General features: G+C 61.9%; 11 protein-coding genes. 7 read left to right on the forward strand and 4 right to left on the reverse strand.

Translation table 11 applies throughout. From position 1 onward, the window contains the following. Window positions 1-101 precede the first annotated feature (101 nt). The 3 genes from IGS58_RS05695 to IGS58_RS05705 all read right to left on the reverse strand — a co-directional run bounded on the left by IGS58_RS05695 (window position 102) and on the right by IGS58_RS05705 (window position 2,516). Window positions 102-908: a Crp/Fnr family transcriptional regulator gene (locus tag IGS58_RS05695; protein ID WP_034783488.1), complete on the reverse strand. Its 807-nt coding sequence runs from the start codon at window positions 906-908 to the stop codon at window positions 102-104. Window positions 909-1,248: 340 nt separating this feature from the next. Continuing rightward, the gene (locus IGS58_RS05700) at window positions 1,249-1,893 is read right to left on the reverse strand and encodes a response regulator (protein ID WP_034783426.1); all 645 of its coding nucleotides are present in this window, start codon (window positions 1,891-1,893) and stop codon (window positions 1,249-1,251) included. Window positions 1,894-2,048: 155 nt separating this feature from the next. Then, entirely contained in the window at window positions 2,049-2,516 is a 468-nt protein-coding gene (locus IGS58_RS05705; protein ID WP_070260284.1) for a universal stress protein, read from the reverse strand. Window positions 2,517-2,994: 478 nt separating this feature from the next. Here IGS58_RS05705 and IGS58_RS05710 point away from each other — a divergent pair, with 478 nt between their 5' ends. Next, window positions 2,995-3,867: a protein phosphatase CheZ gene (locus IGS58_RS05710; protein WP_230520851.1), complete on the forward strand. Its 873-nt coding sequence runs from the start codon at window positions 2,995-2,997 to the stop codon at window positions 3,865-3,867. Continuing rightward, a complete protein-coding gene (locus IGS58_RS05715; RefSeq protein ID WP_230520852.1) occupies window positions 3,867-5,756 on the forward strand; it encodes a chemotaxis protein CheA in 1,890 nt (629 codons plus the stop codon). The genes IGS58_RS05710 and IGS58_RS05715 overlap by 1 nt, the downstream gene beginning before the upstream one ends. A gap of 64 nt (window positions 5,757-5,820) precedes the next feature. On the opposite strand, the gene IGS58_RS05720 is transcribed toward IGS58_RS05715, so the two are convergent. Then, window positions 5,821-6,951 carry a S41 family peptidase gene (locus tag IGS58_RS05720; RefSeq protein ID WP_230520853.1) on the reverse strand — a complete coding sequence of 377 codons (1,131 nt, stop codon included), beginning with the start codon at window positions 6,949-6,951 and terminating at the stop codon, window positions 5,821-5,823. Window positions 6,952-7,279: 328 nt separating this feature from the next. On the opposite strand from IGS58_RS05720, the gene leuC reads away from it, so the two are divergent. From leuC to asd, 5 genes are all read left to right on the forward strand, one after another. Beyond that, window positions 7,280-8,683: a 3-isopropylmalate dehydratase large subunit gene (gene leuC, locus IGS58_RS05725; RefSeq protein ID WP_230520854.1), complete on the forward strand. Its 1,404-nt coding sequence runs from the start codon at window positions 7,280-7,282 to the stop codon at window positions 8,681-8,683. Between the two features lie 68 nt (window positions 8,684-8,751). After that, window positions 8,752-8,874, forward strand: coding sequence for a lipoprotein (locus tag IGS58_RS05730; protein WP_010400408.1), 123 nt, complete (start codon window positions 8,752-8,754; stop codon window positions 8,872-8,874). A gap of 51 nt (window positions 8,875-8,925) precedes the next feature. Then, complete coding sequence (leuD, locus tag IGS58_RS05735; RefSeq protein WP_034783435.1) at window positions 8,926-9,573, forward strand: 3-isopropylmalate dehydratase small subunit; 648 nt, start codon at window positions 8,926-8,928, stop codon at window positions 9,571-9,573. Between the two features lie 11 nt (window positions 9,574-9,584). Beyond that, window positions 9,585-10,655: a 3-isopropylmalate dehydrogenase gene (leuB, locus tag IGS58_RS05740; RefSeq protein WP_099388745.1), complete on the forward strand. Its 1,071-nt coding sequence runs from the start codon at window positions 9,585-9,587 to the stop codon at window positions 10,653-10,655. 45 nt (window positions 10,656-10,700) lie between these two features. After that, window positions 10,701-11,828 (forward strand): aspartate-semialdehyde dehydrogenase, encoded by a 1,128-nt coding sequence (gene asd / locus IGS58_RS05745; protein ID WP_071653756.1) that lies wholly within the window; start codon window positions 10,701-10,703, stop codon window positions 11,826-11,828. Window positions 11,829-12,029 lie beyond the last annotated feature (201 nt).

Genomic DNA, 12,029 nt, shown 5'->3' on the forward strand with positions numbered 1-12,029 from the left:
GCGCGGCGCGGAAGGGGAGTGGCCGCAAAAAAGACCCGGCAAGGCGTTGCGCGCCTTGGCCGGGCCAAGCCTGTGCCAAGCTTGAAGAAATCGGGATGGCGCTAAATGGTGGCCAGCAATTGCGCCGAGGCGGTGGCGGCCGCGGTGGTATCGGCCTTGAGTTTGGCGGCGGCCAGCTGCTTGGCGCGCGAGCGCGACGGCGGCAAGCGGCGCAGGGTTTTCAGGGCATCCGGATCCTTGATGCCGATGGTGCGCTGGTCAACCGTGATGAGGCCAATTTCATTGAATGCGGACAAGGTGCGGCTGACCGTTTCCAGGGTCAGGCCCAGGTAGCTGCCGATTTCATGGCGCGTCATGCGCAGGTTGAACAGCTTGCTCGAATAGCCCATCTGCGCGAAGCGGTCGGCCAGCGAGACGAGGAAGCGCGCTACGCGGGCTTCGGCGCTGAGGGCGCCCAGCATGCCGATCATGGCTTGCTCGCGCACGAGTTCGCGGCTCATCACGCCATACATGACGTTTTCCAGTTCCAGGTGCACCCTGCCCAGCGCCGTCAGCTTCTTGAACGGCAGCAGGATCAGGTCGCAGTCGGACAGGGCCACCGCTTCCGAGGAGTAATGGCGCGAGTGGATGCCGTCGACGCCCAGCATGTCGCCCTTCATGGGGAAGCTGAGTACCTGCTCATTGCCGAATTCATCGATGAGCACGGTTTTCAGGAAGCCCGAATTGACGATGTACAGGGTGTCGAACGGTTGGCCGATGGTATGCACGCGCTGGCCCGTCTTGAATTGCACGTGCTGGAACAGCAGTTCGTCAGCGGCGATGGTGCAGGCGCTGGAGATATGCAGCAGGTCGCACACCTCCTTCAGGTTCGACCAGAGCCGGCCCTGGCGCTGGCGTCCCGCTTCCATCGGGGAGGAGGGGGCCAGCGACGGTGAGGCAGCGCGGGTGTCGGGCGTTTGCGTGGACAGCATGTTCATCTCCTGGTGACAGGTAGTTCAGAGTTGAATGACGGGGTGCTCGGGGCGGCGGGCGGGCAAGGGTCGGCGGCGCGCGTCCAGGCAGGTAATGCTCAATTCGCTGAAGACTTGCTGTGTGATGAAATAACTTTCCAGCAACTTGATGACTGGTTTCAGTATGCCAACAACCGTATGCAATTAATATCAGCAGTGGCTGAATATGGCAGTAGGAGCTGCGGTAGGTGAGGTAGGATTGTTCCTACAGTTGGCGCGCGGACGCGCGCCAGGAGGATCACGTCTTGAAGGGCGATAGCAGGCGGTGCGCGACGGCATACTGGACCATTTCCGATAGGGAACTCATGCCCATCTTTTGCATGATGCGCGTCTTGTGCGTACTCACCGTCTTCACGCTCAGATGAAGATTGTTGGCAATTTCCGTGATCGACTTGCCGGCCACCAGCAGGGAAAAGACTTCGAACTCGCGGTCCGACAACTGTTTATGCAGCAAGCTTTCATTCGGCATCATGATGTTGAGCACGAGCTGCTCCGCCACCTCGGCGCTGATGTAGGGGCGTCCCGACGCCACCTTGTGGATGGCGCCCACGAGCTGGGTACCCGCGCTTTCCTTGGTCAGATAGCCTTGCGCGCCGGCGCGGATGGCGCGCACCGCATATTGCTCTTCCTCGTGCATGGTGAGGATCAGGATGGACAGCTTGGGCGCCTCGCTGCGGATTTGCCGGATCAGGTCGACGCCGCTGCGGCCCGGCATCGACAGGTCGAGCAGCAGCAGGTCGAAGCCGCCCTGGCGCACGTGGTTGAGGACTTCAAAACCGTCGATGGCCTCACCCACGATGTCGATATCCGGCGCGCCGTCAAGGATGCGCTTTAATCCTTCACGCATGATGGTGTGGTCGTCGGCAATCACAATACGTATCATAGGCGGGCAATCTGGTGGCGTGTAATCTGCTGTGTCCGTTACCGGACAATCAAATGTTAAGAAACGAGAAATGTTGTCATTTTAACTGAAGTGGCCGCACGTTTGCCTTTTTCTTGCTGTGCCGGCAACGGCGGCCTCCGTGGCCATGTGACCCCTTATTTTGCCGGGGGTTCCTTGATCAGCCTATGCACGAGCACGGGCAATTTTGAGTGCGACAGCACCTTGTTGGTGACGCTGCCCAGCAGCAACTGGCCCCAGCCGCTGCGGCCATGCGAGCCCATGAAGATCAGGTCGCATTGCTGCAATTGCGCCACTTCCACGATTTTCAGGGCCGGGCTGTCGGAAAAGGCCGTCAAGCCCGTCGCCTGCAGGCCCCGCTTGGCAGCCGCGTCGAGGATGGGCTGCCAGTGGTCGGCGCCCGCCTTGCGCATGGCGATGCGGTATTCCTCTTCGCTGGGATAGCTTGGCGGAATGATTTCGATATACACCGGGTACTGGTACTCGGGTGCCACGTACACGGCAAGGATGTCGGCGTGCATCTGTTCGGCAAAGGCAACGCCGGCGCAGGCCGTCAAGTTGGAGACGGTGGAGCCGTCCGTGGCGATCAGAATTTTCTTATACATGGCAGGTCCTTTGGCGATGACTCAGCGCGCGCAACGCCTCTTATTGTAGACGTGGCGGCAGCATTGTATTCATGTAAAGACTTGATAATTGTCAATACTACTGCACCTTCAGTATAGACAACATTGGCAGAAAGATCGTGTTTAAGGTGCAACGATGTCCCAGCGATATCCATATGGCGCTGTTGCGCAGGCGCCCGCGGGCAGGATTTCGTGTGCGGCGCGTGGTCTTGCACGCACGCCAATGGTAGTATTTCAAAATACAACAGCAGGAACACTTATTTCCTGGCGGAAAAGCTCTTGTGGGCCCGCTTTGCACCGGGAAGCGCGTTTTGAGATTTACCAACAGGGCGGCGCCCTGCTACACTCGCACCATCGCAGCGGTATTGCCTCAAATCATCTTAATCGAGAAATTGTGGGTATCAGTCTGTAAAACGCACAGTTCAGGCGGAATTTTGACAAATTATGGAGAAGCAGGGATATGACCAACGCCGCTGATGATTTCGATGCATTATTCGATGAAGTATCCGCGCAAAGCGCGGCCGCAGCCACGCCGGCGCCTGCCGCCGCGCCCGCTCCCGCCGTGATCGCGGATGACGATTTTGACGCGCTGTTCGACTCCGTGTCGGCCAGCGCCGCCGCACCGGCAGCTGCAGCCGCAGCGGCGCCGGTGGCTGCCGCGCCAGCCGCAGCGGAAGCGGCCCCCGTGGCCGGCGCCGGCGCGCCTGGCGAAGCGGCCGATCCGGTCGACCAGTCCGACAAGCCGATGTTCGAGCGCCTGGGCGGCATCGTGCGCCTGCTGCACGACTCGCTGCGCGAACTGGGCTACGACAAGGCATTGACGGAAGCGTCGTCGCAGATCGTCGACGCTCAGGACCGCCTGGAATATGTCGCCACCCTGACGGAGCAGGCCGCCAACAAGGTCCTGAATACGCTCGACGAAGGCATGCCGGCGCAAGACGTGCTGTCGAAGAAAGCCAAGGACATGGACAGCCGCTGGACAGCCTTGTTCGATGGCAAGCTGAGCCTGGAAGAATTCAAGGCCCTGGCCGGCGATTCACGCCAGTTCGCGCAAGCCGTTGCCGAAGCAACGGAAGCGGAAAAAGCACGCTTGCTGGAAATCATGATGGCCCAGGACTTCCAGGACATCACGGGCCAGCTGATCAAAAAAGTGGTCAACATCACGAAGACGGTGGAGCACGAGCTGGCTCAGCTGCTGCGCGACAACGCGCCGGCCGAGGTGCGCGAAAAGCTGGCGCAAAAGCCGGTGCCGCTGATGCAGGGCCCGTCCGTGCCGTCGGTGGCGCTGGACCAGGATAATGTAGACGACCTTCTTGCGGATTTGGGATTCTAATGGACGATATGCTCAAAGATTTCGTCGTTGAGGCGATGGATCTTGCGGTTAATGTTGAAGAGCACTTATTGCGCCTCGAGCGTGATCCTGACAACAAGGAAACACTGAATGCCGTGTTTCGTTCTTTCCACACCATCAAGGGTGGCGCCGGCTTCATGGGCTTGCCCGCGCTGGTGGCGGCCTGCCATCTGACGGAAAACCTGTTTGACGCCTTGCGCACGGGCGCCGCGCCGGTAACCCCCATCGCCATCGAGGCGGCGCTGCAAGCGTCCGGTTTCGTGGCTGACCAGCTGACGGAACTGGCGAATGGCGCCGCGCCGGAAAGCTTGCCGGCCATGCCGGAAGAGCTGGAACATATCCTGACGAACGCCATCGAAGGCAAGGGCATGGACGCGCCTGCGCCGGCCGCCGTCGTGGTGGCGGAAGCGGCCGTGGTCGTTGCCGAGGTCGCAGAAGTTGCCGTGGCCGCGCCCGTCGCCGCCGTTTCCACCGCCGGCGCCGATGGCCTGGACTGGGAAGGCATGTATAACGCCGTCGTGCCCGAGGGCAGCCGGGTCGCTGCCGCGCCGGTGTCCGCCGTCGCCGCTGCACCTGCCGTCGTGGCCGCCGCGCCAGCCCCTGCCGCTGCCGCCAAGCCGGCCGCCAAGAATTGGGATGGCGCCGAACGACGCGAAGAGCGTCCGGAAGTGCGCCATGCCGCGCCCGTCAAGGAAGATAGCATCCGCGTCGACGCCGTCAAGCTCGACGCCCTGCTGGAAGTGGCCGGCGAATCCGTGCAGGCCGCCAACCAGGCTGCCGTGCTGCTTGAGCGCTTGCTGCAATTCAAATTCGAAGGCCAGGCCGCCACCCTGATGGCGACTCTGGCGGAAACCCTGGAACGCGCTTCGCGCTACTCGACGGAACTGCAGCGGGCCACCCTGGCCACGCGCATGCAGCCCGTGGGCCGTCTGTTCCAGAAATTCCCGCGCCTGGTGCGCGAGCTGGCGAAGGACCTGGGCAAGGATGTCGAGCTGACCATCGAGGGCGCGGAGACGGAAGTCGATCGAGTGGTGGTCGACAGCTTGTACGATCCGCTCGTGCACATGCTGCGCAACTCGCTCGACCATGGCGTCGAATCGCCGGAAGCGCGCCTGGCTGCCGGCAAACCCGCCAAGTCGTATATTTCACTGAAGGCATGGCAGGAAGCCAACAGTGTCATGATCGTGCTGCAGGATGACGGCAAGGGCATGGATCCGGCCTTCCTGCGCAGCAAGGCCCAGCAAAAGGGCTTGATCAGCGAAAACGCGCAATTGAGCAATGATGAATGCTTCCAGCTGGTGTTCCTGCCGGGCTTCTCGACCAAGGAAGTCGCGTCCAGCGTCTCCGGCCGTGGCGTGGGCATGGACGTGGTGAAAACGGCCGTGGAGAAAAACCGCGGCGCCATTCATATCGAGTCGGCGCTGGGCAAGGGCACGAAATTTGCCATCCGCCTGCCGATCGAACTGTCGATCGTGCCGACCATGCTGGTGTCGACGTCGGGTGCCGCGCTGGCGCTGCCGATGGCGGTGGTGCAACGCGTCGTCGAATTGCCGGAAACCTTTATGGAAGTGGGCGGCGCGCCCGTGCTGAAAGACCAGGGCCGTCCATTGCCCGTGCGGTCGCTGGCTGGCTCCCTGGGCTACGAATCGTGCAGCGAGCGTGTCGGCATCGTGGTCGCTGCGCCACAGCCGTACATCCTGGCCGTGGAAGCCGTCGATGGCACGGCCGACCTGGTGATCAAGCCGATGACGGCCATCACCGTGGAAGGCATCACGGGTACGGCCCGCTCGGCCGAGGGCGAGCTGGTGCTGGTTGTCGGCCTGTCGTTCCTGATGGATGGGTGCCGGGGGAGCGTCCGGTTGGCAGCCTAAGTCTTGCCTTATTCATTAGAAAGCCCGCCAGGTATAGCGGGCTTTTTTTATGGCGCCAGCGATGTCAGATGTTGTCCGGGCGTAGCGTGCCCCCTTCAAGCCAGCGCTGCACGCGCAGCACTTCCTGAGCGCGCTCCGCCTCGTCCTTCGGTGGCGGCAGGTAGATATCGGGCATGATGCCACCGAGATCCACCTGCAGCTGCGGCAAGCGGGCCGAGCGCGAGGTGGCGTATTGCAGGTGGCGCTGTCCCGATGGCAGGGCGTGCAGGCGCAGGTTGGAGTAGTCGAGTGCACCGTAACTGTTGCGGCCGATCAATTTCACATGAAAACTTTGCCGCGCCGCCAGCAGGAATTCTTCGCAGGAGCTGGCGCAGTCGCGGTCGACCAGCACGGCCACGCGCGCAGGCCGGCGCGGTTCCGGCGTGTCCGCGCGCATATAGCTGATGGTGCCGCTGCTTTGCTGCGGCGCATATTGGCCCGGCTTGACGCTGCGCATCTGCGTCACGGCCTGGGCCGCAAAGGCGGTGCAGGCCTGGTCGCCGGGTGCCAGCAGCGCGCAGACGTTTTCCTGGCCTGCGATATTGGCCGGCGTGGACAGCCATTCGGCGCCCATGCGGACGATCTCTCCCGAACTGATCCAGGATAGCAGCGGCGCATACGTGCTGTCGCTGCCGCCGCCGTTGCGGCGCACGTCGAGGATCCAGTTGGGGCGCGCCGCCAGTGCCGAGCGATGCGTATCGAGCAGGGCGGCCACGGCGGCGCGGTAGCTGCCGTGAAAGCTGGGCAAGGTCAGCAGTACAGTCGAGTCCGACAATATCCGCAGCGCCGGTTCCTTCGATGCTGCCGCCTGTCCCGGCGCGGCGGGCCGTGCCGGCGCCGGTTTGGCGATATCGAGCGCGCTGCCCGGCTTCACATGCAGGTGGCCCTTGCGCCACATGCGCGCATAGTTTTCCAGGACCGCATCGCAGGCCTGACCATCGGCCGCGCCGGCCGCCGCCGTGGTGGCCGTGGCCAGCGCCAGGTCGAAATACGCCTGTCCTTTTTGTTCCAGGTGCTGGCGCGCGCCCGTGTCATTTTCCAGCAGGAAGGGCGCAATGGCGCGCAAGTCCTGTACGCATGTTTCTCCCGGCGTGGCCGCCGCCGCATGGGCGCCGGCCAGGGTCAGGGCGGCCAGCGCCAACAAGTTCAGTTTCATCGAAGTCCCCAGTGTGGTGGCGCGCGTGCGCCGGTCATTATTGTCGAAACACAATACACGAAAGATTGAGGAAAAAACATGCCTTTCTGCCGCCGCCGTCAGTCCTTCGGCAAGCCGCATGCGGATGGGCTTGTGATGGCGCTGATAAGCCGATATCGGCAATTTCCAGCTCATATCGAACAATGCGGCCAAACTTTGTATCGCCAATCCCACGCTTTTGCCTGTTTCGGTTCTGTATTTCCCAATATATGGCATAATCCTTGTGGATCACCGTATGAACTGGTATCACTTGATCACTTAAACAGGCTGTGGCAACGCTGCATAAATCATGATGAAGACGCTTTACGACAAACTTTGGGAATCCCACGTTGTTCGGGCCGAAGATGATGGCACGACAATTCTGTACATCGACCGGCACCTGCTGCACGAAGTCACCAGCCCGCAAGCCTTCGATGGCCTCAGCGTGGCGGGCCGCCAGCCGTGGCGCATTTCCGCCAACCTGGCCGTGGCCGACCATAACGTGCCCACCACCAGCCGCGTCGACGGCATTGCCGACCCGGTCTCGCGCCTGCAGGTGGAAACGCTGGACAAGAACGCCAAGCACTACGGCTTGACCTACTTCAACATGAACGACAAGCGCCAGGGTATCGTGCACGTGATCGGCCCCGAACAGGGCGCGACCCTGCCCGGCATGACGGTCGTCTGCGGCGACTCGCACACGTCCACGCACGGCGCGTTTGGCGCGCTTGCGCACGGCATCGGCACGTCCGAAGTGGAACACGTGCTGGCCACGCAAACCTTGCTGCAAAAGAAATCCAAATCCATGCTGGTGCAAGTCGACGGCGCCTTGCCGGCCGGCGTGACGGCCAAGGATATCGTGCTGGCCATCATCGGCAAGATCGGCACGGCCGGCGGCACGGGCTACTGTATCGAGTTCGGCGGCTCGGCCATCCGCGCGCTGTCGATGGAAGGCCGCATGACGGTGTGCAACATGGCCATCGAGGCGGGCGCACGGGCCGGCATCATCGGCGTGGATGACACCACCATCAATTACGTCAAGGGCCGTCCGTTTTCCCCGGCAGGTCCGCACTGGGAGCGCGCCGTGGCCTATTGGCGCACCCTGCATTCGGACCCTGGCGCCCGCTTCGACCTGGTCGTCACGCTCAACGCGGCAGACATCGTGCCGCAAGTGACCTGGGGCACCTCGCCCGAGATGGTGATCGGCGTCGATGGCCGCGTGCCGGACCCCGACCAGGAAAAAGACAGCGTCAAGCGCGATGCGATGGAAAAGGCGCTGGTTTACATGAACCTCAAGCCCAACACGGCCATCGAAGACATCCGCATCGACAAGGTATTCATCGGTTCCTGCACCAATTCGCGCATCGAGGATTTGCGTGCGGCGGCCGCCGTGGTGCGCGGCAAGTACCGCGCCTCGAACGTCACCCTGGCGCTGGTGGTGCCAGGTTCCGGCCTCGTCAAGGACCTGGCCGAGCGCGAGGGACTGGACCGCATCTTCAAGGATGCCGGCTTCGAGTGGCGCGAGCCGGGCTGCTCCATGTGCCTGGCCATGAATGCGGACCGCCTGGAGCCGGGCGAACGCTGCGCGTCTACGTCGAACCGCAACTTCGAAGGCCGGCAAGGGCAGGGCGGCCGTACCCACCTGGTGTCGCCCGCGATGGCGGCGGCGGCAGGCATCGCCGGCCACTTTGTCGACGTGCGGGGATTGCGATGACGGCAGGGACCGGCGTCGCTGGTTTACACTAGCGTTCCCGGTCCCTTACTTACTATCAAGAAATCATCATGAAAAAACTCTTCGCCCTCCTCATCGCCACCGTCATCCTGTCTGGCTGCAACACCGTCTCCGGCATCGGCCGCGATGTGCAGAAAGTCGGCCAGGTCGTCACTGGCGCCGGCGGAAAATAAACCGCGACGTGCCGGCGCCCCGCGCCGCGCGTCCTACCGAGTAGAAACAGCATGGATAAATTTACGATTTACGAAGGCCTGGTCGCCCCGCTGGACCGCGCCAACGTCGACACCGACGCGATTATCCCGAAGCAATTCCTGAAATCGATCCACCGCAGCGGCTTCGGCCCCAACCTGTTCGATGAATGGCGCTACCTCGACCATGGCGAGCCTGGGCAGGACAACAGCCGCCGTCCGCTGAATCCGGAGTTCGTGCTCAATGAGCCACGCTACCAGGGCGCTTCGATCTTGCTTACGCGCAAGAACTTCGGTTGCGGCTCCTCGCGCGAGCACGCGCCGTGGGCGCTGGATCAATATGGCTTCCGCGCCATCATCGCGCCATCGTTTGCCGATATCTTCTTCAATAACTGCTACAAGAACGGCTTGCTGCCCATCGTGCTGTCGGAAAGCCAGGTCGAGCACCTGTTCAATGAAGTCAAGGCTTTCCCCGGCTTCAAGCTGGTGGTGGACCTGGAGCAGCAATGCGTGCGCACCAGCAATGGTTCCGTCTCGTATCCGTTCGAGATCGACGCCTTCCGCAAATATTGCCTGATGAATGGCCTCGACGATATCGGCCTGACCCTGCGCCACGCCGACGATATCCGCGCCTTCGAAGAACGCCATCTTTCTGCTCAGCCCTGGCTGGCCAACGTCATTTAAACGATTAAAATATGAAAATTGCAATCTTACCCGGCGACGGCATCGGTCCTGAAATCGTCGCGCAAGCCGTCAAGGTCTTGAATGTGCTGGGCGAATCGTTCGAGCTGGAAACGGCGCCCGTGGGCGGCGCCGGCTATGCGGCCCATGGCCATCCCTTGCCGGAAGGCACCCTGGCCCTGGCGAAAGCGGCCGATGCCGTGCTGTTCGGCGCTGTCGGCGACTACCAGTACGACAACCTGGAGCGCCAGTTCCGTCCGGAGCAGGCGATCCTGGGCTTGCGCAAGAACCTGGGCCTGTTCGCCAACCTGCGTCCGGCCATTCTGTATCCGGAACTGGCGGGCGCCTCGACCCTGAAGCCGGAAGTGGTGTCCGGTCTGGACATTTTGATCATCCGTGAACTGACGGGCGACATCTATTTCGGCCAGCCCCGCGGCGTGCGCGAGTGCCCGGACGGTCCGTTCAAGGGCCAGCGCGAAGGTTTTGACACCATGCGCTATGCGGAAGGGGAAATCCGCCGCATCGCCCACGTGGCTTTCCAGGCCGCGCAAAAGCGCGACAAGCGCCTCACCAGCGTGGACAAGGCGAACGTGCTGGAAACCTTCCAGTTCTGGAAAGACATCGTCACCGACGTGCACAAGGAATACCCGGATGTGGCGCTCGATCACATGTATGTCGACAACGCGGCCATGCAGCTGGTGCGGGCGCCGAAGAAATTCGACGTCATGGTGACCGGCAACATGTTCGGCGACATTCTGTCGGATGCGGCCGCCATGCTGACGGGCTCGATCGGCATGCTGCCGTCGGCTTCGCTGGACGCCAACAACAAGGGCTTGTATGAGCCGTCGCACGGCTCGGCGCCCGATATCGCGGGCAAGGGCATCGCCAATCCGCTGGCGACGATCTTGTCGGCGGCCATGATGCTGCGCTATTCGCTCAACCGCGAAGAGCAGGCAAGCCGTATCGAGGCTGCTGTCAAGCAAGTGCTGGCGCAGGGCCTGCGCACGGCCGACATCCATGAAGCGGGCACGACTTTGGTCGGTACCGAGGCGATGGGTGATGCAGTTGTAAAAGCGCTGGGATAAAATAGTCTAATGACGGCAGTCGCCGTCTCATCTTGAGGAATGGTAATGAAATTAGTTGGCTTGGTAGGTTGGCGCGGTATGGTCGGTTCGGTCCTGATGCAGCGCATGCAGGAAGAGGGCGATTTCGCCCATATCGAACCGGTGTTTTTCACCACTTCGAACACGGGCGGCGCGGCGCCGGCCATGGCGAAGAATGAAACCATCCTCAAGGATGCCAACAACATCGCCGAACTGTCCAAGTGCGACATCATCATTTCCTGCCAGGGCGGCGACTACACGAGCGCTGTCTTCCCGCAGCTGCGCGCAGCGGGCTGGAATGGCTACTGGATCGATGCGGCATCGACCCTGCGCATGGAAAAAGACGCCGTCATCGTGCTCGACCCCGTCAACCTGCACGTCATCAAGGATGCGCTGGGCAAGGGCGTCAAGAATTACATCGGCGGCAACTGCACCGTGTCGTGCATGATGATGGGCCTGGGTGGCCTGTTCCAGCACGATTTGATCGACTGGATGACGTCGATGACCTACCAGGCGGCATCGGGCGGCGGCGCGCAGCACATGCGCGAACTGCTGACGCAATTTGGCACCATCAACGGTTCCGTCAAGGCGCTGCTGGACAACCCGGCTTCCGCCATCCTGGAAATCGACCGCCAGGTGCTGGCCACCCAGCACGGCTATTCCCCGGATGAAATCAAGCAATTCGGCGCGCCGCTGGCCGGCAACCTGATCCCGTGGATCGACAAGGACCTGGGCAACGGCCAGTCGAAGGAAGAGTGGAAAGCGGGCGCGGAAACGAACAAGATCCTGGGCCGCGGCATCGACTTTGGCACCAAGGAAATCCCGGTGGACGGCCTGTGCGTGCGCATCGGCGCCATGCGCTGCCATTCGCAAGCCTTGACCATCAAGCTGAAAAAAGACGTGCCGCTCGATGAAATCAACGACATCATCGCCAGCAACAATCAATGGGTGAAATTCGTGCCGAACACGCGCGAAGCGTCCGTGCGCGACCTGTCGCCGGCGGCCGTCACGGGCAGCCTGACGATTCCTGTCGGCCGCGTGCGCAAGATGAGCATGGGCGGCGAATATCTGTCCGCATTCACCGTGGGCGACCAGTTGCTGTGGGGCGCGGCCGAGCCGCTGCGCCGCATGCTGCGCATCCTGCTGGACGCGTAAGGGCAATAAATCAGTAATAAATTGCTGATCCAGATCAAGCCGGGGCTGTTTTCCCGGCTTTTTTTTCGTCCTGAGCCCCTCAAGGCTCAACGATGCGGAGCTTGCATAGCTCTGGGCATGATGATATGTTGATACCTCTGGAAAAGTAACAGTTTTCCCATGTCAACTAAGATGCCGCCAACTATGCCTGTACACACTCGT

The sequence above is a fragment of the Janthinobacterium sp. EB271-G4-7A genome, from assembly GCF_020858075.1.
Lineage (GTDB): Bacteria > Pseudomonadota > Gammaproteobacteria > Burkholderiales > Burkholderiaceae_D > Janthinobacterium > Janthinobacterium lividum.

What these genes read in the sequence shown, in the direction of transcription:
- leuD (WP_034783435.1), top strand. Translation starts at nt 8,926, where the DNA reads ATGGATAAATTTACGATTTACGAAGGCCTGGTCGCCCCGCTGGACCGC.
- asd (WP_071653756.1), top strand. Translation starts at nt 10,701, where the DNA reads ATGAAATTAGTTGGCTTGGTAGGTTGGCGCGGTATGGTCGGTTCGGTC.
- IGS58_RS05705 (WP_070260284.1), bottom strand. Translation starts at nt 2,516, where the DNA reads ATGTATAAGAAAATTCTGATCGCCACGGACGGCTCCACCGTCTCCAAC.
- leuB (WP_099388745.1), top strand. Translation starts at nt 9,585, where the DNA reads ATGAAAATTGCAATCTTACCCGGCGACGGCATCGGTCCTGAAATCGTC.
- IGS58_RS05700 (WP_034783426.1), bottom strand. Translation starts at nt 1,893, where the DNA reads ATGATACGTATTGTGATTGCCGACGACCACACCATCATGCGTGAAGGA.
- IGS58_RS05695 (WP_034783488.1), bottom strand. Translation starts at nt 908, where the DNA reads ATGGAAGCGGGACGCCAGCGCCAGGGCCGGCTCTGGTCGAACCTGAAG.
- IGS58_RS05715 (WP_230520852.1), top strand. Translation starts at nt 3,867, where the DNA reads ATGGACGATATGCTCAAAGATTTCGTCGTTGAGGCGATGGATCTTGCG.
- IGS58_RS05710 (WP_230520851.1), top strand. Translation starts at nt 2,995, where the DNA reads ATGACCAACGCCGCTGATGATTTCGATGCATTATTCGATGAAGTATCC.
- IGS58_RS05730 (WP_010400408.1), top strand. Translation starts at nt 8,752, where the DNA reads ATGAAAAAACTCTTCGCCCTCCTCATCGCCACCGTCATCCTGTCTGGC.
- leuC (WP_230520854.1), top strand. Translation starts at nt 7,280, where the DNA reads ATGATGAAGACGCTTTACGACAAACTTTGGGAATCCCACGTTGTTCGG.
- IGS58_RS05720 (WP_230520853.1), bottom strand. Translation starts at nt 6,951, where the DNA reads ATGAAACTGAACTTGTTGGCGCTGGCCGCCCTGACCCTGGCCGGCGCC.